This window comes from Actinomycetota bacterium (genome assembly GCA_023488435.1).
Lineage (GTDB): Bacteria > Actinomycetota > Coriobacteriia > Anaerosomatales > UBA912 > UBA912.
Genome location: JAMDCK010000020.1, coordinates 1 through 24,692, shown reverse-complemented (window position 1 = coordinate 24,692; position 24,692 = coordinate 1). Strand labels below are relative to the sequence as shown.

Genomic DNA, 24,692 nt, shown 5'->3' with positions numbered 1-24,692 from the left:
AGCCCCTTCCTACTGGATTACCTCTTGCCCTCCCATGTACGGACGCAACACCTCGGGCACCACCACGGTCCCGTCGGCCTGCTGATAGTTCTCCAAGATCGCCACCAGTGTCCTGCCGACCGCCAGGCCACTTCCGTTCAGTGTGTGCACGAACCGACTACCGCCGAACTCCTTGGGGCTGCGGTACTTGATAGCCGCCCTGCGGGCCTGGAAGTCGGTGCAGTTGCTGCAGCTCGATATCTCCTTATACCCGGAGTAGCTTGGCAGCCACACCTCGATGTCGTAAGTCTTTGCGGCGGCGAATCCCATGTCGCCCGTGCACAGGGTGATTACCCGGTACGCTAGGCCCAACTGCTGAAGGATGTTCTCGGCGTCGGCCACCATCTTCTCGAGCTCGCCGAAGCTGGCCTCAGGGGTCGCGAACTTGACCAGCTCAACCTTGTCGAACTGATGCACGCGAATCATCCCGCGGGTGTCTCGGCCAGCGGCACCGGCCTCTTCGCGGAAGCACGGCGTGTAAGCGGTGTAGTCAAGCGGCAGATCGCTTGCATCGAGCACTTCGGCGCGATGCAAGTTGGTGAGCTGCACCTCCGCGGTCGGAATCAGATAGAGGCCCTCCCCAGCGGCGAAGAGGTCGTCCTCGAACTTGGGGAGGTTGCCCGTCCCCGTGAGCGTCTCGGTGTTGGCCATCGCCGGCACCGACCACTCGGTGTAGCCGCGACCGCCATGGGTGTCGAGCATGAAGTTGATGAGCGCCCTATTCAGCCGCGCGCCATCCCTGCCGAGAACCACGAAGCGCGATTTCGCGAGCTTCACGCCCCTCTCGAAGTCCACGATGCCGAGCCCGGGACCGAGATCCCAGTGGGCCTTGTGCTCGAAATCGAACTCTGGCGGAGTACCCCAGCGTCGGACCTCAACGTTGTCCTGCTCATTTGCGCCGACGGGAACACTTGCGTCGGGGAGGTTCGGGATTGTGAGCATCATCTCTTGGACCACGCCGTCGATCTTCGCGAGCGAGGCCTCGGTCGTTGCGATGGTCTCGTTGACCGAGTGCACCTCGGCCTTCAGGGCTTCCGCTTCCTCGCGTCGGCCTTCCTTCATCAGCCCGCCGATGGCCTTCGAGTCGGTGTTTCGGCGAGCCTGAGCGGCTTCGAGCTCGGCTAGCAGCTCACGGCGGACTGTATCGAGCTCGATGTACCGGTCCAGATCCCAATCCGAGCCGCGATCACGGAGCGCCTGCCGCACGAGCTCGGCATTCTGACGCACGAATCTGGCATCCAGCATGTTATTCCTCCGCGAAAGCACGAGTGTAGTCTGTCGTGGCAAGTATATCGTACACCCACACGCCGCACTCATCGTCTATACTTGAACTATATGCCGATCAGGGGGTCGAAATGGCCGAAATGCAATCGCCCGAGATGAATCAGCCGCCCAGCGACAGAGGAAGCGACAACGAACATGAGACGCTACGTCTTGTCGCCAAGATACTTGTCATCGCTGTCATCGTAATTGCGGTTCTGATTTTCTGGCGCGGTTGTAGTGCGGCTCAGCAGGGCGATGGTTTTGCCGCAGGCGACCCGGTTGTAGAAACCGTTGAGAATCTCGACGAGATGGACGGGGCGGTGGCCGTGTGGCTCAATCCCGGGGTCTCAATAACCGAGGTCCTTGATCGCAACGACCTCGGGGGAGCGCGGTTCCTGCCCTTTGGCGAAGGAACGTTCGTAATCGGCACAGAGGACCGGATCGAGGGAGACATAGTCCGGCGACTCGAGGGCGACCCTGGGGTCTATGATGCCGGATTCGTCTACCTGGAGGCGCAGCCCTAAGCTTTAGGCCGACTCACGCTAGCGGCTCAACGCCTCTCTCTGCAAGTACCGTAAGTACAGCGTCTATTGCGGTATCCACAGCATCTTCGAGCGAGTTGGACAATCCGATGAACAGCTCCGGCGGGTCCATATCTTCGACCTGAACGCCGATTACGTGCCCCTCGATCTCAACCCCGATGAGCATCGCAGCCTCTAGCACGTCTATGAACCGCATGTCGTGGAGCGAGTGCATTACCTGGTTAGGGGCGATGTCCTCAGGTGACATCCGGACGACCGTACCTGGCGGATAGCCGGTCCCGTCCACAGCATCGACCACGATCACGAAGTCGTACTCACGCAGCATGTTCAGCAGTACGAGCCCCATTGTGCCCGAATCGACGACATCCACACCTTCAGGGAAGTCGTATCGGTCTTCCAGTTCCTGTGCAATGCGGCAGCCGATGCCCTCGTCCTTCATGAGGATGTTGCCAATGCCTAGAATCAGTATCTTCGGCTGGGATTCGTCCGGTTGATCTTCGCTGTCCCCGATCACGCCTTGACCGCCCGTGGGTAGCTGCCCAGCACTTTTACCCGACGCAGCTTGAGGCGCAGGCAGTCCAGGGCTAGCCTGACGTTCTCGTCGTCGACATGCCCGATCAGGTCGATAAAGAACATGTAGTCGCCCAGAGCCTTACGGGTCGGTCGCGACTGGATCTTGGTGAGGTTGATCCCTGCGAATGCAAACTCCGAGAGGATCATATTCAGCGTCCCGGGTCTATCGGCCTTCATGAACAAAGCCAACGAGGTCTTGTCCTCCCCCGTACGCTCGTGCATCCCCCTGCCGATCAACACGAAACGCGTCTGATTGCCCGCGTAGTCCTCAATCGAGTCGAAGAGGACCTCCGCGCCGTATGTCTCGGCGGCAAACTCGCTACCGATAGCCGCAACTCCGGGTTGCTCAGTGGCCATTCGTACGGCCTCCGCTGTCGATGTGGCAGCGACCACCGGCTTGCCGAGTAGGTTGCTCGTGATCCACCTTCGGGACTGTGCCAGCGCCTGCGGATGCGAGACGATCTGCGTGACCTCGGCGAGTGTCACACCGGGTGCCACGCAAAGCGCATGGTGGATGTCGCGGACGACTTCTTGCTGAATCTCCAGCTCGCTGTCGAAAGCCAGCGAGTCAAGTGTTGCGTTCACCGCACCTTCCACCGAGTTCTCGATTGGCACCAAGCCGAACTCGACCTTGCCGCGCTCAACTGCGGTGAAGACCTCTTCGATGGTGGCGCATGGCTCGGTCTCGTCCTCCGGACCGATGATCGACAGTAGCGCCCTATGACTATGAGTCCCCGCTGGACCCAGATACGCGAACCGGCTCATTCCCTCACCCTCTCGTGATCAGCTTGATCAACTGTCTGCATTAACCGGCGCCCCTGATATCTCTGCTTCCGACTGGCCACTCAACGGAGAGCGGACCCTGTTCTTGCCTGTGCTCTTCGCCCTGTACAGCGCATCGTCCGCTATGGTGAGCAGGGACTCCTTGTCTTTCGCATGCGTGGGGAAGGTCGCCAAGCCGATGCTCACCGTCAGATTCGCTCCCCCGCGCTCCGAAAGACTACCGAACAGATGCTGGCTGACCGCCTCACGGATCTTGGCTGCAGTGACCAGCGCGCCAGAAACATCGGTCTCTGGCAGTATGACCGAGAATTCCTCTCCGCCATAGCGACATACGGCATCCACGGTTCGAACCGAGTGGGAGATTACCTCTCCGAGCTCTCTCAGTGCGCTATCGCCCTCGACATGGCCCCGCGTGTCGTTGAAGCCCTTGAAGTCGTCCACATCGATCATCAGTAGGGAAAGGTCCTTCTCGTAACGGGTCGCCCGCTTCAATTCATCGTCGAGTCTCTGCTGCAGGTAGCGGTAGTTGTATAGGCCAGTCAGGTCATCGGTGATTGCCATGCGCCTAGTGAGCTTGTAGAGCTGGGAGTTCTCGACAGCCACTGCCAGCTGGCTTGCCACAGTCTCAAGGACGATCCTGTCCTCATCGGTCATTGCTTCGATCCTCTCGGCATCGGCGCAAAAAACGACCATCAGGCTTGAGAACTCCACCAGAGGCAGGCACGAAAAGTGATCGTCAAGGGTGTCCCAGGAATCCATGAGCGTCGCATCCATCGCGGGGACACTGACGGTGTCAGTAAGCCCGACACTCGCCGAGAACACCGTCTTCGACTCGCTCTTGTCGATCACGAACAGGCAGCACGCAGGGACATTGATGATTTTCGAGAGGATCTCGACGGCGACAAGTCCCGTGCGATCGAAATCGAGTTGGGAGTGAAGGATGTCGCCGATCTTGGAGATGGCCCGAAGCTCACTGACGCGACTCTGTAGCTGCCGATTGAGCTCCGCCTCCTTTCGGTGACTGAGAAGCGCGTCCTGCTGCCTCTGTCCTAGCCCTAAAGATGTCTTGTGCAGAACGAAGGAGATGGCAAAGAGCTGGGCCGCCTTGAGCACGATGATCGATATCGCCATCGCTCCTGGCTGTGCAATGGTCGCCTGAATCGCGAGGAACACGAACGTGGCTCCAAGTCCGACGGTCCATGCGGCCGGATGCCTGACGAATAGCGCATAGAGTGTTGCCAGGGCGAACAGCAGCGAATACGTCGGGTCCTCGTACCCTGCGAAGGCCAGTCCGAGCAAAGTGACATAGACCAAGTCTGGAACTGCGAACCAAAGAAGCGTTCGTCCTGACCGCAGGGATGGGATCTTGGTCACAAAAATCGCTACCACTGTGGTGACCGCATGTATAAGCGTGGCGGCTGCGGCCAGCGGCACTCCAATCACATCGGCGTGAGCCAGGGCAGCCCAAACCGTCCACAAGAAGGTAATTACCAGCATCAAGATCCGCAGTATGAGATACCAGTATCTCGAGCGGTCGAAGCTCTCTATGAGGTAGTCTTCGGTCATCCACGGATCCTCGTGCGCTGACTCTGCCGTACATCCGGCAGTGTATATGTCAATATAGTGCCACCTCGTAGCCGCTTCGTCGACCAGTCATCTGCCCATTCGTGAAGGAGAGTGTCACAATCATGAACTCAGAAGCCTTGCTTTCACTGCTCAGGTCCGTTGCCGAAGGTACCGACTCGGTTGATTCGGCATATCGCAAACTGAGTGCGCCCCTCTTTGTTGACCAGCACGATGCGAAGGTTGATCACCACCGGGCCTTGCGTTGCGGTTTTCCGGAAGTGATTCTGTGTCAGGGCAAAACCCCCGAGCAGGTGCGCTCGATAGGCAAGGAGCTCCTGACCCGCGAGGACGTGCTCCTCGCCACGCGGGCGAACGTGGCGCAGTACCAGGCTCTATCGCAGGTTGTTCCGGATGCGCGGTACATCGAGACCGCCGGGCTGATTGTCGTGGACAGACGCAAGGAGCCCCGCTCGGTCGGTCAGGTCCTGATCGCGACCGGCGGCACCGCCGATGTGCCCGTCGCCGAGGAGGCCGCCATCACTGCGGAGCTCATGGGCGCGCGGGTCACTCGGCTCTACGACGTCGGAGTCGCTGGGGTTCACCGCCTGCTCGCCCATGCAGACCTGCTGCTCGATGCGCGCGTCATCGTCGCCGTCGCTGGCATGGAGGGTGCGCTGCCCTCGGTCGTCGGAGGCCTGGTCTCGTGCCCAGTCATCGCCGTGCCGACGAGCGTTGGCTACGGAGCGCACTTCGGCGGCCTGGCACCGCTACTCACGATGCTGAACTCGTGCGCCTCCGGCGTGGGGGTCGTCAACATCGACAACGGCTTCGGCGCTGGCACGCTGGCCGCACGGATCAACGCTCTCACGACCCCCGAAGTGCACGAGCCCGCCTCCGGTCACGCAGGCTAGGAAGCGCAATGCTCGGACATCTGGACTGCTCAAGCGGTATCTCGGGCGACAAGTTCCTCGCTGCGCTGCTCGATGCGGGCGAGGCCGACGGCCGGTTCCGTCTCGACCACTTGCGCGATGCGATCGAGGCGCTCGGGCTCGATGATGTCTCGGTCGTGACGAACCGCGTGACTCGCAGCGGCATCGCTGGGCTCCACGTCAACGTAACCCCTGCCGAGACGACCGCCTCGGCGCACCGGCATTGGCGCGACATCCGCGCGCTGATCGAGGGCTCATCGCTGAGTGCGGCGGTCCGACACCGGGCTCTGCGCACCTTCGGCGGGCTGGCGGCGGCTGAAGCGAAGATCCACGCTGCGGATCCGGAGTGCGTGCACTTCCACGAGGTCGGTGGCATCGACTCCATTGTCGATGTCGTCGGCGTGTCTCTAGGCCTCGAGCTCCTGGAGATCGAGTGGCTGTCGTGCTCGCCGGTCGCTCTCGGGGCTGGCGGCACGATAACCTGTGAGCACGGGACGCTTCCGGTCCCCGCACCCGCTGTGCTAGAGCTGCTTGTCGGCGTACCGGTCGAGGCCGGCGCCTCCGCCGGCGAGCTCACCACCCCGACCGGCGCCGCGCTGCTGGCCGCCAACGTCGATAGCTTCGGACCGATGCCCGACATGACGCTCACGCGGGTCGGCTACGGCGCGGGCACCCGCGAGACCCCCGGCACACCCAACGTCGCACGCCTGCTCCTCGGCCATGCGCTGGCGCCCGGGCTCGACGCGCCTGCGACGTCCGCCGAGGGCGCCTCCGGGCCCGTTGTGCTCCTCGAAACGCTGCTCGACCACCTCACGCCAGAGCACGTCGGCTTCATCACCGAAGAGCTGCGGGCAGAAGGGCCGCTGGATGCGTGGCTGGTCCCGGCGGCTATGAAGAAAGGGCGGCTCGGCATCGAGTTACGCGTCCTGGTGATTCCAACCCATGCGGAGAAGTTCGCTGCGCGCATCCACGAGCTGACGGGCTCCCTCGGCGTGCGTAGGACGCTGCTGTCGCGAAGCGTGCTCCGGCGCGAGGTACTCCAGCGTGAGGGCCCGTGGGGGGCGTTTCGCGTGAAGGTGTCGGGCGTGGGCGAAAGTGCCCGAGTACGCCCTGAGCACGAGGACATCGCACGGGCAAGTCGCGAGTCTGGAGAATCCTACGCAGAAGTAAGGCGCAGGCTCGAGAACGCTGCTCAGAGCCGCGAGGAGGAGTGAGCGTTAGCCCGTTGGCAGGTCAGGTGTGCAGTATGTAGTAGCGACAAGTTCGTGACTTGGGACAGTTCGCTGGGACTTCGGCCTTGCGCATCGCCCAGACGTAGCCCTCGACGAAGCAAGTGCAATTGACCCTTACATCGTCAGGCTTGATGCGCGTATTGTACCGCTCCTCGGCATCAAGCATCTCGCGCCACCATACGCACTTCGACTTTATGGGTGAATATGCGTCCACGATTCCCTTCCTGACAGGCCCCATGCGATATCCGATCACGCCTGCCCCGACCCCCTCCCTCCCCCGGAATCATCCCACAAAACAATCGCAGGCGCTACGGTCAGCCAACCCTCGCCCTCAAGGTCACCGCTTGTCATGCGTTTGCGTCGCCGTTTGTCGTCCGAAATTCCCGTTTGCTGCTTATAGCGACCGTTCGTCCTCATGTTACCGGCAGTATATGCCGATAAGCGTAGTGGATGGGATAGCTAGGCGGCAATTTTGGAGGACGAGCGGTGCATACACTGAAGTCAAGGGGACTCCTTCTCACGATTGTCGGGATAGCCGCTCTGACACTCAGCATTTCACTTGTCTCGCCCCCACCAAGCGGTTACGGATCAGAAGTAACAGTCGGCGTCACCGTCAACCAAAAGATATCGGCGACTTTCTCGGCTCAGGGAGTGTATGTGCAATCGAACACTGCATGGCGCATGGAGGTGGTCCCGCCCTGGGGAGCCCCGCCGACCGTCATCCGCGGCGGCCCCACTGCCGGAGATTTCGTCCCACTACCAACGGGCAGCTCGGTCCTGTCGCTGGTGAGCGACGGCTAGCCGCCGTCGGGAAGAACTCACATCTTGGTGCGGGTGAGAGGAGTTGAACCTCCACGGGGTTGCCCCCACATGGACCTGAACCATGCGCGTCTGCCGTTCCGCCACACCCGCCCAACATGCGTATGAGAGGGTACCACATCGACACCGCGGCGGAAAACACCGATGTCTGGTAGTCGCGAATGCCCGATTCCCCCTATCGCCGAAGCAGCTCGGTAGAATATCCTTCAAGAACGATGATGGAAACGCAGCTGATCCTGGATCGCTACAGACCACTCGAGCACCTTGCGAGTGGGGGCTTTGCCGATGTCATCCTGGCTTACGACACCCACATGCAACGCCGAGTAGCCCTCAAGCGTCTGCCTTTCCCCAGGAATCGCTTCGGCAAGCTGCAGTTCCCGGCCGGGCTCGCAGAAGCCCGAACAGCCGCACTGCTGAATCACCCCTCGATCGTGACTGTCTACGAGTGGGATACCGACAGCGACGAGGCATTCATCATCATGGAGTACCTCGAAGGCGCTTCCCTCGCCCAAGTGCTTGATCAGCGCCCACTGACCCTCGACGAGGCTGCCACGGTCGTGACGGCAGTCGCCGAAGCGCTGGATCATGCACATGAGAACGGCGTCCTCCACCTCGACCTGAAGCCCGCCAACGTGCTGATAACGCTGGATGGACGGGTGAAAGTCACCGACTTCGGAGTCGCAAGCTTGTCCACGGCATCCGGCCATCAGCCCACGCTTGGTGGCACAATGGGTTACATGCCGGCGGAACAGCTCGCCAACGACCGGGTGGACGAGCGGACTGATGTGTGGGCATTCGCTGCTCTGGTGTTCGAGGCCCTTTCCGGTGACAACCCATTCTCGGATGACTCAATCGAAGGCGCGATCTTCAAAGCGAGCATCATCGAACCCCCGGCGCTCTCCGACTTCAAGCGCAACTCCCCGCCGCAGCTGGATGATGTCCTAGCCCAGGCACTGTCACTCCACCCTACAAGCCGACATACAGGGGTGATGGAGCTCGCCGCGGACCTGATGCCCCACCTCGGGGATAGCTCTCGAGGGCGCGAGTCCCTCTCGCAGACCGTTCAAGAGCTAGCTACCGAGGGCGATGGCGGAGCCATAGGTTGGCCGACCATCGGACTTTGGGACCGCTTTGCCCATCTTGGAGGACCGGCGACCAGGGGGCTATGCGCTACGGTCAGCGGCGGAGTAGGCTATGTCGGCCTCGATGCCATGGGTTTCGTTTCGCCGCCTGCAGCCGTCGCTGGCGCTATCCTTTGCGCCCTTGGGGGCTTGTTCATCCCCGGATTCGGGGTTCTGATAGGCTATCTGGTCTTCCTGGCAGCCGTGGTTGTATCCGGCACCTGGATCTCTGGCTTACTGCTAGCTCTTGCGGCCGTGATGGTCGCCTGGATGGGCGGACCCCGGTCTGCGGGCCTAGCCGTGGTGCTCGTGTCCCCTCTCCTCGGTGTTGCTTATCTTTCTCCCTTCGCACCGCTCATCCTCGGCTTCACGATTAGGCCGTGGGCAGCAGCTGTGTTTTCCGCCCATGCGGCAACCTTGACCCTGCTGGCCTCAGCCGCCTCTGGGGCGCCCGGCCCGTGGTTATCAGTGGACCCCGAATGGCTCGCTGATCCACTAGGACAACACACCGCCATCGCTATCATCGAAAGGCCCGAATTAGTCTTGATCTGGTCGATCATCATCACCTGGGCTGTTGCCGGAGCCGTCATGTCGGTAGCAGCAGGTAAGGCCACACGCCTGTCAGCCGCCATAGGCATAGCGTTGACCGCCGGGCTCTACTCGGTCGCATACACGGTCATCGCCCCGATCTCGGCCTCTTTCGGCGTCGATGCCGCATGGTCGGTCGCCGCCTTCGCCCCACATATCGCAGCGTCCTCTATACTGATGATGCTGGTCGTCATAGCGGGTCCTCCAGTGAGGGCCGAGGACGAGTAACCCGATAGTGCACGAAGGAGTTTTTCGAGTATGAGCATATTGTCGGACTTCGAAGACCGCATCGCCAACGCTGTCGAGGGCTTTTTCGCGAGCGCCTTTCGCTCGCCAGTACAACCGGCAGAGATCGCCAAGGAACTCGGACGGCGAATGGACAAAGGCCGCACCATCGGCATCGACAAAGTCTATGGCCCCAACCTGTACACGGTCGTGCTCTCCCCCGATGACGACGAGCGTTTCGGCGGATTCCTCTCGACCCTGGCCGGCGAACTGTCAACGTACCTCTCGGCGTATGCGAATGAGCGGCAGTACGACCTGACCTCCAAGCCCATCGTGCGCTTCGTGGTCGACCCCGAACTCAGGCTCGGGCGCTTCGAGACCTACGCCGAGCTCGTCTCCAATGAAGACATCTATGAACCTGCCGAGGAGGCGCAGGCACGTTTCGTCGCCGAGCCATATGAGCGGACCCCGGCCACCCGGACGTTCGCGACCGTCAGCGTGAGTGGAAGTGCTCATGACGTGGTGCTGACCGGCAACAGGGTAGTCGTAGGGCGTCTGGCAGAGTGCGACATCACCCTGGAAGACTCGAACGTGTCCCGCCAGCATCTGGCTTTCGAGCCTGAGGGTGCTGGGTGGGCCGTCGAAGACCTAGGCTCAACCAACGGCACTCTGGTCAACGGAAAGCCCATCGGTCGCACCCGGCTACAGCATGGCGACGTGATCCAGGTAGGAGCCACAGAGCTCGTCTTCCATGACCCGAGGAGGTGAGTCGTGGTAGACATGATTCTGCTCGCAGGCAAGGCACTCTTGCTGGCACTCATCTATCTCTTCTTGTTCGCGGCTGTCCGTTCGGGCTTGGGGATCATCCGGAGCGCCGGACCTGCTGCCGCGGGCGCCGCGACTCATCAGATACGGGTGGAACGCGGCCCGCGCGAGCTCAAGGGTTTGCGTCTGCCAGTCGCCGGTCCGGTGACAATCGGGCGCTCCCCTGGCTCCGATATCGTGATCGCCGATGACTACATCTCTTCGGCGCACGCAAGGATCGTACCCTCTGGTGAGCGGATCGTGCTTGAGGACCTCGGCTCGACCAACGGCACCGTCGTCAACGGCCGAAGGATAACCTCGCCGGTCACACTCGCGCCGGGCGACGAAATCGACCTTGGCACAGTGCGCCTGAAAGTGGATCGCTGATGGCGAGGGGTTCGGCGCATACATACGCAGGTCTTTCCGATGTTGGGCGCGTCCGCACCCACAACGAGGATGCGGTCCTGCTCTCGCCGCCGCTGTTCGCCGTCGCCGACGGGCTGGGGGGCCACCACGCTGGCGAGATAGCCTCCAGTATCGCGATCGAAGCGCTGCTCGCACACATGCCTCAGCGGGTGGACGCCAAGGCGCTGGGCCGTGCGGTCAGGGTCGCCAACAAGGCTGTGATCGACGCCGCCGAGGCTGGCGAGGGGCGCAGCGGCATGGGCACCACGCTGACGGCCGCGATGATCGAGGGCTCCTCGATAGCGATTGCTCACGTGGGCGATAGCCGGGCCTACCTGTTCCACAACAACATCTTGGAGCGCATCACCGAGGACCACTCGATGGTAGCCGACCTGGTGCGCCAAGGCCTGCTCACAGAGGAGCAATCACGCCACCACCCCAACAGGAGCATCATCACTAGGGCCCTGGGCTCCGATCCCAACATGTACGCGGACGTCTACGAGGTCGATGCCCATCCCGGCGACCGCCTGCTGCTCTGCACTGACGGCCTGTGCGGGATGCTCACAGATGCCGTTATCGCCGACATCCTGAGCCTGTACCCGGATCCGGACTCCGCGGTCAAAGCACTCATCGACGCCGCGAACGCCGCCGGCGGGCAGGACAACATCTCGCTCGTGGTCGTGGACGTGACCGGCGGGCCCTCCGCCACTTCCGGCAAGCGAGGCGCCCCGCGCGGCACCGGGCTAGCTGGCGTGTTCGTGTGGATGGTCGCTTTTCTTGCGCTCCTAGGCGTGACCGCCTTCGGCATGTGGCGCTACGCAGATGCGCAGGCGTTCCTCATCTCTCAGGACGACCGCGTCGTACTCTACCGAGGTCTGCCCGAGGATGTCCTCGGCGTGTCGCTGAGGTGGCGGGAGCAGGAGACCACCATCACCCCGCGGGCGCTGGGGCCGGTCCTGGCAGCCCGGCTGGCGCAGGGCATCCCCGTAGAGGATGTCGATGCCGGGCGCACCGTGATCGACGAATACAAGCAAATGATCGCCGAGAGCCTCGAAGCCACGCCGCAGCCCGAAGTCCTCACGCCCCAGTAGGGGTCTTACGCCGACAAGGTGACAGCCGTGTTCGACCGCCGAACGACAGAAGCACTCCTGATGGCCGCCGCCGGCCTGCCGATCCTGCTTGTACACGTGCTGCTCGATGCGTCGCGCACGGGTGCGTTCGGGTGGTCGGCGCTGCTCGTGCCCGGCGGCCTGATCGCGGCGTTCGTGCTCGCTCACCTGGCGATCCGCTGGCGCGCGCCTGCCGCCGACCCGGTGCTTCTGCCGCTCGTGATGCTGCTCTCGGGCCTGGGCCTCGCGTGGGTCGCCCGCGTCTCGCCCGAGCAAGCCGACGAGCAGCTCACTTGGTTCCTCGTAGGCATCGCGATGCTCGTCCTCACGCTGTTCGCGGTCCCGTCGCTCGAGCGCCTGGCACGCTACAAGTACCTGATCGGGCTGGCGGGGCTCGCCCTGCTGGTCTCGCCGGCGCTCTTCGGCGTGGAAGTCAACGGCGCGAAGCTCTGGCTGCGCTTCGGCGGCATGTCCTTCCAGCCTGCCGAGGTCGCCAAGATCCTCCTCGTCATCTTCCTCGCGGCCTATCTCGCCGAGAAGCGCGAGGTCCTCTCGGTATCGACGCGCCGCGTGCTCGGCATCTGGCTTCCACCTGCGCGCCAGCTAGGGCCGCTGCTGCTCACGTGGGCGGTCTCGCTCTTCGTGCTCGTGGCGTCGCGGGACCTGGGGTCGAGCCTGCTGTTCTTCGGCATCTTCCTGGCGACGATCTACGTGGCCACCGGCCGCGCCTCGTGGGTGCTCACCGGCGCCGTGCTCTTCGCGGGCGGCGCGACAGTGGCGTACTCGCTCTTCTCGCACGTGCGCACCCGCGTCGAGATCTGGCTCGACCCGTTCGCCGACGTCACCGGCCGAGGCTATCAGCTCGCGCAATCTCTCTTTGCGCTGGCCGACGGCGGGCTGATTGGACTGGGCATCGGCAAGGGCTTCCCCGAGCGCATCCCGTTCGTCGAGACCGACTTCATCTTCACCGCCATCGCCGAGGAGGTCGGGCTTATCGGCGGTGTCGCGCTCATCCTCACCTACCTCGTGTTCTGCATGCGCGGACTGTCGACCGCCGCCCGGGCCCGCTCCGATGTCGCCGCGCTGATCGCTGCAGGCCTCGTGGGGGCGTTCGCCCTGCAGGTCTTCGTGATCATCGGCGGCGTGACCCGCCTGATCCCAATGACCGGAATCACGCTGCCGTTCGTGAGCTACGGCGGCAGCTCGATCCTCGCGAACTTCGTGCTGCTCGCGCTACTGCTGCGCGCGGGCGACGCTGGCACCGGCCTTGCCGCCGAGGTGCAGACCGCGACCCCCAGCCCCGCCGGCACGCTCGGGCGGATCGCGCTCTCCAGACGCCTCGCCCGCCTCGGCAGTGTGATCGCGCTGCTGCTCACGGCGCTCATAGTCAACCTCACCTGGCTGCAGGTCGTGCAAGCCGAAGCGCTCGTCTCCCACCCCGCCAACACACGTGCGATCCTCATCGAGCAGCGCACCCCGCGCGGGGCGATCCTCACGAGCGACCGCGTCTTGCTCGCCGAGTCCGTACCCGCCGAGGACGGCACCTACGCCAGGCGTTATCCGCTGGGCGCCTTCGCCGCGCACGTCGTCGGGTACCACAGCATCACGCTGGGCCGAAGCGGCATCGAGGCCGCCGCCAACGAGACGCTCGCCGGCCGCCGCGACTTCCAGACGCTGGGCGAGGCGATCCGGGTCGCGGCCGGCATTCCCACCCCCGGCGCTGACGTCGCGCTGAGCATCGACTCTGCCGTGCAGCGAGCCGCCGAAGAAGCGCTTGCAGGCCGCCGAGGAACTGCCGTCGCCATCGAGCCCGCCACCGGCCGCATCCTTGCGATGGCCGCGACCCCCGACTTCGACCCGGGTGCGGTGGCGACCCGCTGGCAGGAGTACTCTGCGGCGACGGATGCCCCGCTGCTCAACCGCGCCACGCAATCGCTGTACCCGCCCGGCTCCACCTTCAAGATCGCCACGCTGGCAGGCGCACTCGAGGAAGATGTCGCAACGCCATCGACGCAGTACCCCGGACCGGGCCGGATGGAGATCGGGGGCGCACCGGTCACCAACTTCGAGGGCGGTTCGTACGGCCTCGTCGACCTTCGGCGGGCCACATCCGCCTCGATCAACACCGTCTTCGGCCAGCTTTCCGTCGACCTGGGTGCGGAGCGCCTCGTCGCGCAATCGGAGCGTTTCGGCTTCAACGAACCCCTACCGCTCGAGATACCCGCGGCGGTCTCCGTCATGCCCGATCCTGCGCAGATGACCACGTGGGAGACCGCATGGGCCGGCATCGGCCAGCCTGTCGGAGAGCATGACCGCCCTGGCCCCCAGGTCACAGCGCTGCAGATGGCCCTGCTGACCGCGGGGATCGCCAACGACGGGGTCATCATGCGACCGCAGCTCATCGACCACGTCACCGATCGCGCCGGGCTCGTGATCTCAAGCAACCGCCCGCAGATATGGCGCACCGCTTGCTCATCGGCGACAGCGAACGCCGTCAGCGAGATGATGGTCGACGCGGTCGAACGCGGCACCGGAAGGGCCGCCGTGATCCGCGGCGTGAAGGTCGCGGGCAAGACCGGCACAGCCGAGACTGGGGGCGACGCCACGCCGCACGCCTGGTTCATCGGCTTCGCGCCTGCCGACAATCCCACGGTCGCCGTTGCGATCGTGCTTGAAAATGCTGGAACCGGCGGGCGCCAGGCCGCACCCGCCGCCCGTGAGATAATGCAGGCGGCACTGGGACGATGAAGCGCATTTTGGGCTACACTATAGCGAGACGTCCGCACGGATGACGCCTGCCGAGGGAAGCGAAAGGAACCACCACGTGAGCGACATGGTTTTCGGCCGGAGATACCGAGTCACCGAGAAGATCGGTGTTGGCGGCATGGCCGAGGTGTTCAAGGCCGTCGACGAGGTCCTCGGCAGGACAGTAGCGGTCAAGGTGCTCCACTCCCACTACGCTGCGAATCCGTCGTTCATCGCCCGTTTCCGCCAGGAGGCCCAAGCTGCCGCGAACCTGTCGCATCCGGGTATCGTCAACATCTACGATTGGGGCCAGGACGACTCCACCTACTACATCGTCATGGAGTTCGTGCACGGGACCAACCTCAAGGATCTCATCACCGAGCGTGGGCCAGTCGATCCTGCGAAGGTCGCTGAGTACGGCCTTCGGGTCGCCGAAGCGCTGTCCGTAGCCCACGGGTACGACATCATCCATCGCGACATCAAGCCGCACAACATCGTCCTTACGCCGGGTGGCGCGATCAAGGTCATGGACTTCGGCATCGCTCGCGCCGGCAACACCCAGATGACGCAGACCGGCTCTGTTCTCGGAACCGCGCACTACGTGAGCCCCGAGCAAGCGCAGGGCCGCGACCTGACCCCCGCAAGCGACCTCTACTCGCTGGGCGTCGTCCTCTACGAGCTAGCCACGGGCCGCGTGCCTTTCGACGCCGATACCCCAGTGGCCGTCGCCCTCAAGCAAGTCAACGAGGAGCCCGTTCCCCCGAGCAAGATCAACCCATCTATCCCTCGCAGCCTCGAAGCGGTCATCATGCGCGCCATGGCGAAGAACCCCGCCGACAGGTACGCATCCGCCGTCGAGATGGGCCGCGATCTGTCTCGCGTCGCATCGGGTCGCACGATCGAGTCAGCAATGAACGACAGCCGCGACATGGACACCACCACTGTGATGCCCAAGATCGGTTCCGACGGCGAAAGAGTAGGACCTCCTAGGGTCCGCGCTGTGCCCCGTCGGCGAAACCCATGGCCATGGGTGGCTCTTGTGACGATCCTCTTGATCATCGCCTTTGGGGCCGCTTGGGGCCTCGGCGTCTTCGAGACCACTCCCCGCGTGGTAGTCCCGAATCTTACCGGGATGAGCGAGCAACAGGTCACCGATGCCCTCGACGAGATCGGCTTGTCGGTCGGGGCGGTCACCTTCGAGTACTCGGAAGAGCCGTCCGGTACCGTGCTCAGCCATAATCCCGAAGCTGGGACCGAAGTCGAGGTTCCCTCGGAAATCAGCGTGGTCTTCAGCAAGGGCACCGAGCAGCTGGGCATCCCGAACCTTGTGGGCATGAGTGAGCCTGAGGCTTTGGCGGGAATACGCCTAGCCGGATTCGAGCTCAATCTCATCCAGCGGGAGTACTCCGACCAGCCCGAAGGGGCCGTCATCAGGCAGACCCCCGAGGCCGATTCGCTTGCCCCTCCGGGCGCCCTAGTGACCATCGTGGTTAGCAAAGGCCTAGAGCTTCGTGAAATTCCGCCCGTCGGCGGAATGACACAGCCCGACGCACGCAGACAGCTCGAGGCTGCAGGATTCGCGGTGAAAGTCGCCGAGGAGTTCAGTGACACCGTCGCCAGAGGCACCGTCATCGGGCAGTCACCCACTGCCGGGGCTTCGATCAACGTCGGCGGCGAGGTCACCATCCGCGTCTCCAAGGGCCGCGACCTTGTCAAGGTACCCAGAGTCATCGACATGCGTGAAGAGCAGGCTATAGCTGCGCTACAGGCAGCCGGGTTCGAGGTCGATATCCAAGAACAGGTCAGCCCCGATGATGGCATCGTCCTGACCCAGGACCCGATACCCGATTTCAGCGCACCGCGTGGCTCACTCGTGATCATCTACGTGGGAGTCAGGCCCTAGCAGCAGTCTAGAGGCCGCCGTCCCACACGAACCACCACGCTCCTTCGACGCTGCACCCTTCGGCGTGATAAACTTGCGCATGCAATATACCTTCGGCGCAGGGTCTTCGTAGCCCCGCCGCAGCAGGCAACCCGCGACATCTGGAAGAAGGACTCGGCTATGGCACACGTACGTTCACTGTTCTTCAAGCAAGGGCCCCTCACAGAGATCGAGAACAAGGCTGTCCAGGCCTCCAAACTTGGACGCCCTAGCGAAGTGATCTGGAACATCACCAACCGCTGCAACCTGCTGTGCGACCACTGCTACATGGCAGCCGATGCCAACGCGAAGCCCGAGCAGCTCACAGACGAGGAGACCATCGACATCATCCGCCAGATGGGGGCATCCCAACTGCCGCTGCTCTTCATGTCCGGTGGCGAGCCAATGATGCGTCCCAACTTCTGGGAGATGCTGACCGAGGCCCGCAAGCAAGACATCCGGGTGACCATCTCCACCAACGCCACCCTCATCGACCGCGAAACCGCCAAGAGGCTCAAGTCGATCGGTATCGGCTACATCGCCACCTCGCTCTACGGACCTGAGGAGTTCCACGATGCCCTTGTCGGCGTGCCTGGAACCCGCAAGCGCGTCGTCGAGGCGATCAAGATCCTTCGCGAGGAAGGCGTGGGCGTGGCCATCAAGACCGCGGTGTCCAAGGACACCTGGCCCCACGTCTACGACCTCATCCAGGAGGCCAAGGACCTCGATGCCGGGCTGATCTACCTGTGCGATCTCATCACCTCGGGCCGCTCGGAGCAGGGCGAGGACAACCGCATCTCGGCGGATCAATGGCGGGAGCTCGCCGACTTCATCCTTAAGGACACCCTGGAGACCATCGAGAGCGGCGAGAAGAGCCTCGAGTACGACATCGGCGCCATGCCATCGTTCGTCCCCTACATCGCCGAGAAGCTCGTCGAACTCGGATACGACCTCACCGACACCCTGGAGCGTCTCAAGATCATGACCGCCTGCCCCGTGGGCAAGGGACTCATGAACATCAACTCCGAGGGCGGCATCATGCCTTGCCAGTTCGCACAGGACTGGACGATCGGCAACATCCGCGACACCACCTTCAGGCAGGCTTCGGACAACCTGCTCGAACTCAGGCACGTCCCCGTGACCGGCAAGTGCGGCGAGTGTGAGTACCTCCACATCTGCTACGGCTGCCGCACAAAGGCGTGGCACGCCGAAGGCGATCCCATGGGCGAGGATCCGACCTGCATGCTCGATCCCGAGTTCCAGCGCTCTGAGCGACTGGTCCGAATGGCCGCGCCTTGCTGCGCTCCGGGAGCCTGCAGTTAGGGGACGTGACCGGCAAGTGCGGCGAGTGTGAGTACCTCCACATCTGCTACGGCTGCCGCACAAAGGCGTGGCACGCCGAAGGCGATCCCATGGGCGAGGATCCGACCTGCATGCTCGATCCCGAGTTCCAGCGCTCTGAGCGACTGGTCCGAATGGCCGCGCCTTGCTGCGCTCCGGGAGCCTGCAGTTAGGGGAGAACTCGGAAGGAGTCCGGACTTGGGCACGCAATCCGTCCGCTACGACTACGCCGACACCTCACTGGGCAGGCTGATCGTCGCCTGGACTGATGCGGGCGTGTGCTTCGCGGCTCTCGGGGATTGCGACGAGCAGCTTCTACGCGAGACGCAGTCGAGGCTTCGCGCACCCGCCATCACCCGCGAGACCGACGCCCCCTGGGTCCGCGCGGTAGCCGGGCTACTCGAAGACCCCCTTCGGCCAGCTGAAGTCCCGCTCGACATCTGCGGAACCAAGTTCCAGCAGGAAGTCTGGCAAGCGTTGCGCGGGATATCACCGGGTCAGACCGCATCCTACGCGCAGATCGCCGAGAGCATCGGCCGGCCTTCGGCGACTCGAGCGGTTGCCAGTGCCTGTGGTGCAAATCCGGTCCTGATGCTCGTCCCGTGCCACCGTGTACTCGGTTCCGACGGCTCGTTGCGTGGATATCGCTGGGGAGTGGAGCGCAAACGCACGCTGCTGGAGCGCGAATCGGCCCCCTAGAAATGGAGCGCCGCCACCGGTGGGCACCAGTGACGGCAAGGGGTACACGAGCATTATGCACTCTTAAACGCGTCAGTTCCATTGCCGTTTTCTTCACTCTCATGTAAGATTTACTTAAATGATAAACGTCACCCGAATGCGCATGCTCCGAGAAGTCCACTCCCGCGGCGGCATCGCTGCGGCCGCTGAAGCGCTATACATGTCGCCATCTGCCGTGTCACAGCAGATGGTCGCACTCGAGCGCGAGACCGGCGTGAACCTGCTCGAGCGGTCGGGACGCGGAGTCCGGCTGACACCAGCGGGACACAAGCTTGTCGCCCACGCCGAGAGGGTCCTCGCCGTCCTCGAAGAGGCCCAAGCCGAGCTCGCAACCCTAGCTAGCGGCAACACCGCCGTAGGCCCGCTGCGAATCTGTGCCTTTCCCACCGCCGCACGAACCATACTGGTCCCGGCAGTAGCCGCCCTGAGACAGTCTCATCCACTACTAGCCCCCATTGTGAGCGACCATGAGCCCGAAGAGAGCATCCCAATGCTCAAAAGCGGTGAGATGAACGTCGTTCTCACCTACGAATTCGACCAGCTGGCCCCCACCTCGACCAACGGCATCGAAAGGCATCTGCTGGCAGCCGAGTCGATGTACATCGCGATGTCCCGGGAGCACCCGTTAGCCGCAGGGCCGGTCCGGATCGCCGATTTCGCCGATGAGGGCTGGATTGTTGGAAGGGACGGTTCGCCATTCCTTGAAGTGCAGGTCCGTGTCTCGAACCTTGCCGGGTACGAGCCGCGTATCGACTTCCACAGCAACGACTACCAGGTGATTCTCGCTGCGGTAGCGGCCGGGCTTGGGGTGGCTCTTGTGCCCCCACTGGCGGTATTCGCCGAATCTGCCGACGTGGTCTTCCGCCTACCTGAAGACATCCGAATTCAACGCCGGATCGCTGCGCTCATCAGGGCGGGCAGCAGTGGCCATCCCGCCATCAGCGCAGCACTGGACGCACTCCGCTCGGCTGCCCCGGCCAAGTCGGGGCTTGGCTCTTCCAGCTAACGTGCCTTCAGCGCCTAAGTTGTGACTGCAGGAGCATCAATTGAGATGCGAGTTCCCTTTCGAGCTCTGGAGCGATTGCAGCCTCTCCTCCAAGAAGAAAGACATCGAGCACGCTGCTTCCGGGAGAATACGCCCGCTCCTGAAGTAGCTGTCGCATCGTCGGGTGCCACTGCCCAGGAGGCGAAGTGAGAACGACGGTGTTGTATCTCGCAGCAAGCACTCCGCCCGTCAAGGCATCGGGAAAGTCCTCACCGGTCGCGACGATGAAGCGCTCAAGGGTGTGTCCGGCCGCAAGCGATTGCTCGGCGACAACACGTGCCGTCTCGAAGCGATCGGGCCCCTCCCACCGCGGCCCAGGAGGAATTCCCATCGTGTTCTCGTAGGCGGCCACGGTAGTCGCTTCGATGGCACCGAGTCCTCCCACCGTGATTACTCTATCGATGTAGGAGTCGGCGAAAAAGGCCATGGTGGAGGCGTGGGTTTGCCTTGGCGGAGTCAGGATTACGGGATAACCGCGACGCGCCGCAAACGGAGCAGCAGCCAAGGCATCGGGAAAAGCCTCCCCTGACACCAAAACCGCCGAGGAGGGAGCCCCGCGGATCTCCGCGAGTCGCCTTGCGATCAGAGCCGATGTGTCGTATCGATTGGCTCCACCGATACGCTCTATTCCTATCCGGACCCCCCGAGAGTTGGTCAATCGACCCAGGGCATCGCTAACCTCGACTGATATTGCGCCCGCTCCGCCCAGCACTATGATGTTGTTCGGATTCAAGCGAGTAATCTCCGAGACGAGCGTTGGATCAAGTGCGCTCCTGTGGGAAAGAAGTATGGGTGCCCTGAGGGCATGCGCCAGTGGCACACCTGAAATCGCATCAGGGAAGTCATGGGCTGCCGCAATTAGGACGGTCCTAGATCCTGTGGGAAACCCCTGTCGCGATACCTCAATGGCTGTCTCAATCCGATTTCTACCATCCAGCCGATGGAAATCCGGGGTGAAGCGTCGCTCGATAAACCCTCTCTGCCCCCACAGGAATGCCTTTTGTATGAAGCTTGATGAGTCGTTGTTCCACTCGCTGAATATCATGCGGGCGGACGCATGATAGCCCTCGACGATCTGCGGGTTGTTGTAGCGCGCATGCGGGCCAGGTGATTCGATGATGGTGCGAACATTGGTCCAACTCGAACCGTCGTCAACCGAGCGCCACTGCGTGATATCTCCTCCCCTACTTGCTCGCATCGACTCGTCGAAAGTGGTCCGCAAGTCATTGAACCACTGATCGTCTGGTGTGCCACCCGTAGTCAGAAAGGCCTCAATCGTGCCATTTGGCAGGAACTCGAAGGTCCCGGCGTCGAAGAAATTGTCGGTTTCGGCGATGGTCGTGTGAATCCATCGTGTGCCATTCCATTGCGAGAAGCGCCATTCGTACTTGCGACTAGCATGGGACCCCATCAGATAGATCATCCCCGGATTACCGGAGGCATCCCGGCGCAAGACGACCTGGTTGATTACTGTAGCTTCATCCTCAGGCACAACGACTGCGGAAGCCTGCATCGCTACACGGTCGCGCACTGGATCGATCGGCTCTCCTCCAACCGCCGTCCAGGTACCCCCGACCGACTGTTCCATGTAGTAGACACCTCGGCGAACTGCCATGTCATTCCCTTGTGACCGGGCAGAGATGCGCCGAATAGCCCCGACGGCGGTGCCATGCACATTGTCGTGGTCGATGTTCACATACCAATAGGACTCAGGCACATCAGGTCCGGGGGGCTGCAACATTGATCCGTCTTGAAACACCGAGCCGTCCAGGACCATCTGGGGTTGACCCCACGTGATGGTTCTCGGTCCGCGCTGACCAGAGCGCACGACCTGCCAGTCTCCCCTCTCTGGAATCGGGTCATCTCGTCTAAAGTAGAGCGCAATGACTCCGTTCCCTTCGTACACAGGCTGTGGATACGTTGCTGAGATGGGAGTCCTGGTTGGCTCAACCGCACCAGTCTGGATTGCCGAGCCTATCGGCGCGACCGTCCCAGTCGTGACCGAAGTCCCCGTCATCTCCACGGTGATCGGCCCCAGAAAAACCCACCCGGAGATGTCGCGTGATCTCCTGCTCACCGAATGAAGCAGTGGCGTCAGGTGCCCCCCATAGAAGACGACCAGGTGACCATCTGATCGCATCACCAGGGACGGCCCTCCGTGCATACTCGTGCTGAGCGGATTAGTACCGATCTGGTAGGGACCTATCCACTCACGTGCTGAATGATCATAGGCGGTGATGAAGGGGTTGAGCCGGAAGCCTTGGTAGACGATGAAAGTCTGATTGCTCACCGGGTCATAGATTGCCTGAGGTCTGATGATCATATCTTCGTGTGTGGGCGAACCGGCGGCATTTCTCTCAAAAAAAGGTGCCGAAAGGGCAGCCGTGGCACCAACAGCCAGAATCACACATGCCGCTATCAAGACTGAGAGTGCCATACGCGATTGCATGCCAGCTCCAGTCATCCGCAAATCCACTCAGTCCCAAGCACAGACGCCTCCTGCATCCCTCTAGCTTCCCCAGCTATCCGGATGCCTGCCCGTTCTTACGCCGGTATCGAGCCCATCTATTCGGGCGCACCCCTCGGCAGTCAGTTCGAAATCGAAGATGGCGGCGTTCTCGATGATCCGCTCTCTGTGGACGGACTTGGGGATCGTGGCGATTCCGCGCTGCAAAAGCCAGCGCAACGTCACCTGCGCCGGAGTCCGGTCGTGCGCTGCCGCGATCCGTGCGATTTCGGCTTCGCCGCCGATCGCTCCGCGCATGAGCGGCGCCCACGCCTGCAGTGCGATCCCGTGTCGCTGGCAATGCTCGACCAGCTCGGGGACTTGCATCCTGGGGTGGAACTCCACCTGGTCGACGGTCGGCGGGATCTCGGCCACTTCGGCGAGCTGCTCGAGATGCTCAGGCATGAAGTTGCTCACGCCGATCGCCCGCATGCGCCCCTCGGCGTAGAGCTCTTGGAACGCCCGCCAGGTTCCAGCGTGCTTGCTGGCCAGCGGCCAGTGGATAAGGTAGAGGTCGATGACGCCGATGTCCAGCCGCTCGCAACTGCGCTCGAAGGCATCGCGGGCATCGGGGTATCCCTGTTCGTCGTTCCAGCACTTTGTGGTGACGAAGAGCTGGTCGCGCGGAATCCCGCTCTCGCGGATCGCGCGCCCGACCGCGGCCTCGTTGTCGTAGAACGACGCCGTGTCGATGAGGCGATATCCGACCTCCAGCGCTGTCAGGACCGACTCGACCACCTGGCGCTCATCTGTGATTTTGAATGTGCCGAACCCCAGCAGCGGCATCTTCACGCCATTGGATAGCTCCACCGTGCTCGTGATAGTGAGTGACATCATCGGCCTTTCGGGAATCGGAAAATCCTGTCAGTACGAGACGACGACCGCTCTGTGCAGCCAAGTGTCGACTTTGAGGGACTTTAGCACGAAACCGGCCAGGTCCTCTCGTGAGATCTTCGAGCCGGCAGCAAGCGGTTGGCCCGTCAGACCGATTCGGTACTCTCCCGTGCGTGGTCCGTCCACCAGCCGAGGCGCCCGGACTATCGTCCAGCTCATGCCGCTCGCCATGATGAGCGTCTCCATCCGCTCCAGGTCGTCGTAGATGGTGCGGTAGGTCGTGCGCAGCAGCAACCTGTAGGGCAGCGATAGGTTCCGGTGCCCGCGGGCGAACGTCCCCACGGCGCTGATCGCCGAAAGCCGCATGACGTCGTTGGCGGCCATCGCATGCATGATGTTGCCGATTCCCACTGAATACAGGTCCGTGTTCGCCGAAGCCCTCTCCCCAACCGCCGAGACGACCGCATCACAACCGGCAAGCGGACCGCGAAGCGACTCGAAGTCACGCACGTCGGCAGCGAACGCCTCCAGCCGGGGATGGGTGACGCCCAACGCCGAGGGGTCCCGCACCAGCGCGACGACGTCATCGCCCTGCCCTAGAGCCTGACTCACGATGTGGCGCCCGGTCCTGCCGGTCGCGCCTATGACAGCAATCCGCATCTCACCGCCGCCTTCGCCGCTACCGGACGATCTTGGTGATCGGCATCTCGAGGATGTCGGTGGCCCCTGCGGCTTTGAGCTGCGGGAGCAGCACGTTGACGGTGCTCTTCTCGGCAACGGTAGTGACCTCGTACCCGTCGCAACCATAGAGGCTGTTCACTGTGGGCCGCTTCATCGCAGGCAATGCCGAGACGACCGCATCGAGGGCCGCCTCGGTCACGTTCATCGAGAGCAGCACCTTGCCGCGCGCCTCGATCACGCCGAGCAGCAAGGTGCGAACCTCCTCGATGGCCACGCGCTTGACGGGGTCCTCCCACGCCGCCCGATTGGCCAGCAGGCGGGTCGTCGACTCCATGATCGTGTCGATGATCTTCAGCCCGTTGCGTTTCAGGGTCGCGCCGGTCTCGGTCAGGTCGACCAGCGCGTCCATGATCTCTGGCACCTTGGCCTCGGTTGCGCCGTACGAGAAGTGGACCTCAACATCGACGCCCAGCCGGTCGAAGTACTCCTTAGTGACCTTCGGGAACTCGGTGGTGATCCGGCTTCCCGCACGAATATCCCCCACCGAGGATATCTGTGACTCCTCCGGTACCGCGAGCACCATGCGCACCAGCCCGGTTCCCGTCTTCGCATAAGGGAGATCGGCGATCTCGACCACATCGGCGCCGCTTTCCTTCACCCAGTCGTGCCCAGAAAGCCCGATGTCGAAGTACCCGTCCTGTACGAGAAGCGGTATCTCCTGCGGGCGCAGGATCTTCACCTTCGCGATACGGGGATCGTCGATCGTGGGGTTGTAGGCCCGACTCGACTTCTTGACCTCTAGGTCGGCTTGAGCGAACAGCGCAAGTGTCTGTTCCTCCAGCGAACCCTTCGGCAGCGCTAATGACAGCATCCGATCTCCCTT

Annotated in this window: 22 protein-coding genes and 1 tRNA gene; 13 read left to right on the top strand and 10 right to left on the bottom strand. The window is 62.8% G+C overall.

The window, feature by feature from the left end:
* Positions 1 to 9: 9 nt before the first annotated feature.
* Positions 10 to 1,284 carry a serine--tRNA ligase gene (serS, locus tag M1617_02765; protein MCL5887212.1) on the bottom strand — a complete coding sequence of 425 codons (1,275 nt, stop codon included), beginning with the start codon at positions 1,282 to 1,284 and terminating at the stop codon, positions 10 to 12.
* Between the two features lie 110 nt (positions 1,285 to 1,394).
* Between serS and M1617_02760 the strand changes: the two genes are divergently transcribed.
* Positions 1,395 to 1,826: a hypothetical protein gene (locus tag M1617_02760; protein MCL5887211.1), complete on the top strand. Its 432-nt coding sequence runs from the start codon at positions 1,395 to 1,397 to the stop codon at positions 1,824 to 1,826.
* A gap of 13 nt (positions 1,827 to 1,839) precedes the next feature.
* On the opposite strand, the gene M1617_02755 is transcribed toward M1617_02760, so the two are convergent.
* Genes M1617_02755 through M1617_02745 form a run of 3 tightly spaced genes read right to left on the bottom strand, consistent with a single transcriptional unit; the run spans position 1,840 to position 4,766 of the window.
* A complete protein-coding gene (locus M1617_02755; GenBank protein ID MCL5887210.1) occupies positions 1,840 to 2,358 on the bottom strand; it encodes a hydrogenase maturation protease in 519 nt (172 codons plus the stop codon).
* Positions 2,355 to 3,182, bottom strand: a complete 828-nt coding sequence (gene pheA / locus M1617_02750) for a prephenate dehydratase (GenBank protein MCL5887209.1) — start codon at positions 3,180 to 3,182, stop codon at positions 2,355 to 2,357. The genes M1617_02755 and pheA overlap by 4 nt, the downstream gene beginning before the upstream one ends.
* 27 nt (positions 3,183 to 3,209) lie before the next feature.
* A complete protein-coding gene (locus M1617_02745) occupies positions 3,210 to 4,766 on the bottom strand; it encodes a GGDEF domain-containing protein (GenBank protein MCL5887208.1) in 1,557 nt (518 codons plus the stop codon).
* Between the two features lie 122 nt (positions 4,767 to 4,888).
* On the opposite strand from M1617_02745, the gene larB reads away from it, so the two are divergent.
* Entirely contained in the window at positions 4,889 to 5,677 is a 789-nt protein-coding gene (larB, locus tag M1617_02740) for a nickel pincer cofactor biosynthesis protein LarB (protein MCL5887207.1), read from the top strand.
* An 8-nt stretch (positions 5,678 to 5,685) separates the two neighbouring features.
* Complete coding sequence (gene larC / locus M1617_02735; protein ID MCL5887206.1) at positions 5,686 to 6,909, top strand: nickel pincer cofactor biosynthesis protein LarC; 1,224 nt, start codon at positions 5,686 to 5,688, stop codon at positions 6,907 to 6,909.
* Between the two features lie 19 nt (positions 6,910 to 6,928).
* On the opposite strand, the gene M1617_02730 is transcribed toward larC, so the two are convergent.
* The gene (locus tag M1617_02730; GenBank protein ID MCL5887205.1) at positions 6,929 to 7,165 is read right to left on the bottom strand and encodes a hypothetical protein; all 237 of its coding nucleotides are present in this window, start codon (positions 7,163 to 7,165) and stop codon (positions 6,929 to 6,931) included.
* Between the two features lie 248 nt (positions 7,166 to 7,413).
* Between M1617_02730 and M1617_02725 the strand changes: the two genes are divergently transcribed.
* Positions 7,414 to 7,728, top strand: a complete 315-nt coding sequence (locus M1617_02725; GenBank protein MCL5887204.1) for a hypothetical protein — start codon at positions 7,414 to 7,416, stop codon at positions 7,726 to 7,728.
* A gap of 25 nt (positions 7,729 to 7,753) precedes the next feature.
* Here M1617_02725 and M1617_02720 read toward each other — a convergent pair.
* Positions 7,754 to 7,839: transfer RNA gene (locus M1617_02720), tRNA-Leu, on the bottom strand.
* A gap of 125 nt (positions 7,840 to 7,964) precedes the next feature.
* Between M1617_02720 and M1617_02715 the strand changes: the two genes are divergently transcribed.
* The 9 genes from M1617_02715 (at position 7,965) to M1617_02675 (ending at position 19,749) form a co-directional block, all read left to right on the top strand.
* Entirely contained in the window at positions 7,965 to 9,683 is a 1,719-nt protein-coding gene (locus M1617_02715) for a serine/threonine protein kinase (GenBank protein ID MCL5887203.1), read from the top strand.
* 30 nt (positions 9,684 to 9,713) lie between these two features.
* Positions 9,714 to 10,448, top strand: coding sequence for a DUF3662 domain-containing protein (locus tag M1617_02710; protein MCL5887202.1), 735 nt, complete (start codon positions 9,714 to 9,716; stop codon positions 10,446 to 10,448).
* Positions 10,449 to 10,460: 12 nt separating this feature from the next.
* On the top strand, positions 10,461 to 10,871 hold the full coding sequence (locus M1617_02705; GenBank protein ID MCL5887201.1) for an FHA domain-containing protein: 411 nt from the start codon (positions 10,461 to 10,463) through the stop codon (positions 10,869 to 10,871).
* Positions 10,871 to 11,980 (top strand): Stp1/IreP family PP2C-type Ser/Thr phosphatase, encoded by a 1,110-nt coding sequence (locus tag M1617_02700; GenBank protein ID MCL5887200.1) that lies wholly within the window; start codon positions 10,871 to 10,873, stop codon positions 11,978 to 11,980. Before M1617_02705 ends, M1617_02700 begins: the two co-directional genes overlap by 1 nt.
* A gap of 27 nt (positions 11,981 to 12,007) precedes the next feature.
* Positions 12,008 to 14,746: an FtsW/RodA/SpoVE family cell cycle protein gene (locus M1617_02695; protein ID MCL5887199.1), complete on the top strand. Its 2,739-nt coding sequence runs from the start codon at positions 12,008 to 12,010 to the stop codon at positions 14,744 to 14,746.
* 85 nt (positions 14,747 to 14,831) lie between these two features.
* Positions 14,832 to 16,646: a Stk1 family PASTA domain-containing Ser/Thr kinase gene (pknB, locus tag M1617_02690; GenBank protein MCL5887198.1), complete on the top strand. Its 1,815-nt coding sequence runs from the start codon at positions 14,832 to 14,834 to the stop codon at positions 16,644 to 16,646.
* A 159-nt stretch (positions 16,647 to 16,805) separates the two neighbouring features.
* On the top strand, positions 16,806 to 17,987 hold the full coding sequence (locus M1617_02685) for a radical SAM protein (protein MCL5887197.1): 1,182 nt from the start codon (positions 16,806 to 16,808) through the stop codon (positions 17,985 to 17,987).
* A 216-nt stretch (positions 17,988 to 18,203) separates the two neighbouring features.
* A complete protein-coding gene (locus M1617_02680) occupies positions 18,204 to 18,704 on the top strand; it encodes a methylated-DNA--[protein]-cysteine S-methyltransferase (protein ID MCL5887196.1) in 501 nt (166 codons plus the stop codon).
* 118 nt (positions 18,705 to 18,822) lie between these two features.
* Positions 18,823 to 19,749 carry a LysR substrate-binding domain-containing protein gene (locus M1617_02675; protein MCL5887195.1) on the top strand — a complete coding sequence of 309 codons (927 nt, stop codon included), beginning with the start codon at positions 18,823 to 18,825 and terminating at the stop codon, positions 19,747 to 19,749.
* A gap of 7 nt (positions 19,750 to 19,756) precedes the next feature.
* Here M1617_02675 and M1617_02670 read toward each other — a convergent pair whose 3' ends face one another.
* From M1617_02670 to hisG, 4 genes are read right to left on the bottom strand one after another with little or no spacing between them, the layout of a single operon-like run.
* Entirely contained in the window at positions 19,757 to 22,237 is a 2,481-nt protein-coding gene (locus tag M1617_02670; protein ID MCL5887194.1) for a cell wall-binding repeat-containing protein, read from the bottom strand.
* A 60-nt stretch (positions 22,238 to 22,297) separates the two neighbouring features.
* Positions 22,298 to 23,128, bottom strand: coding sequence for an aldo/keto reductase (locus tag M1617_02665; GenBank protein ID MCL5887193.1), 831 nt, complete (start codon positions 23,126 to 23,128; stop codon positions 22,298 to 22,300).
* Positions 23,129 to 23,158: 30 nt separating this feature from the next.
* A complete protein-coding gene (locus M1617_02660) occupies positions 23,159 to 23,788 on the bottom strand; it encodes an SDR family oxidoreductase (GenBank protein ID MCL5887192.1) in 630 nt (209 codons plus the stop codon).
* A 19-nt stretch (positions 23,789 to 23,807) separates the two neighbouring features.
* Entirely contained in the window at positions 23,808 to 24,680 is an 873-nt protein-coding gene (gene hisG / locus M1617_02655) for an ATP phosphoribosyltransferase (protein ID MCL5887191.1), read from the bottom strand.
* Between the last annotated feature and the right edge of the window lie 12 nt (positions 24,681 to 24,692).

What these genes read in the sequence shown, in the direction of transcription:
- hisG (MCL5887191.1), bottom strand. Translation starts at nt 24,680, where the DNA reads ATGCTGTCATTAGCGCTGCCGAAGGGTTCGCTGGAGGAACAGACACTT.
- M1617_02675 (MCL5887195.1), top strand. Translation starts at nt 18,823, where the DNA reads ATGATAAACGTCACCCGAATGCGCATGCTCCGAGAAGTCCACTCCCGC.
- M1617_02665 (MCL5887193.1), bottom strand. Translation starts at nt 23,128, where the DNA reads ATGTCACTCACTATCACGAGCACGGTGGAGCTATCCAATGGCGTGAAG.
- M1617_02760 (MCL5887211.1), top strand. Translation starts at nt 1,395, where the DNA reads ATGGCCGAAATGCAATCGCCCGAGATGAATCAGCCGCCCAGCGACAGA.
- larC (MCL5887206.1), top strand. Translation starts at nt 5,686, where the DNA reads ATGCTCGGACATCTGGACTGCTCAAGCGGTATCTCGGGCGACAAGTTC.
- M1617_02660 (MCL5887192.1), bottom strand. Translation starts at nt 23,788, where the DNA reads ATGCGGATTGCTGTCATAGGCGCGACCGGCAGGACCGGGCGCCACATC.
- M1617_02710 (MCL5887202.1), top strand. Translation starts at nt 9,714, where the DNA reads ATGAGCATATTGTCGGACTTCGAAGACCGCATCGCCAACGCTGTCGAG.
- M1617_02705 (MCL5887201.1), top strand. Translation starts at nt 10,461, where the DNA reads ATGATTCTGCTCGCAGGCAAGGCACTCTTGCTGGCACTCATCTATCTC.
- M1617_02745 (MCL5887208.1), bottom strand. Translation starts at nt 4,766, where the DNA reads ATGACCGAAGACTACCTCATAGAGAGCTTCGACCGCTCGAGATACTGG.
- M1617_02715 (MCL5887203.1), top strand. Translation starts at nt 7,965, where the DNA reads ATGGAAACGCAGCTGATCCTGGATCGCTACAGACCACTCGAGCACCTT.
- M1617_02700 (MCL5887200.1), top strand. Translation starts at nt 10,871, where the DNA reads ATGGCGAGGGGTTCGGCGCATACATACGCAGGTCTTTCCGATGTTGGG.
- serS (MCL5887212.1), bottom strand. Translation starts at nt 1,284, where the DNA reads ATGCTGGATGCCAGATTCGTGCGTCAGAATGCCGAGCTCGTGCGGCAG.
- M1617_02730 (MCL5887205.1), bottom strand. Translation starts at nt 7,165, where the DNA reads ATGGGGCCTGTCAGGAAGGGAATCGTGGACGCATATTCACCCATAAAG.
- M1617_02685 (MCL5887197.1), top strand. Translation starts at nt 16,806, where the DNA reads ATGGCACACGTACGTTCACTGTTCTTCAAGCAAGGGCCCCTCACAGAG.
- M1617_02670 (MCL5887194.1), bottom strand. Translation starts at nt 22,237, where the DNA reads ATGCAATCGCGTATGGCACTCTCAGTCTTGATAGCGGCATGTGTGATT.
- pknB (MCL5887198.1), top strand. Translation starts at nt 14,832, where the DNA reads ATGGTTTTCGGCCGGAGATACCGAGTCACCGAGAAGATCGGTGTTGGC.
- pheA (MCL5887209.1), bottom strand. Translation starts at nt 3,182, where the DNA reads ATGAGCCGGTTCGCGTATCTGGGTCCAGCGGGGACTCATAGTCATAGG.
- larB (MCL5887207.1), top strand. Translation starts at nt 4,889, where the DNA reads ATGAACTCAGAAGCCTTGCTTTCACTGCTCAGGTCCGTTGCCGAAGGT.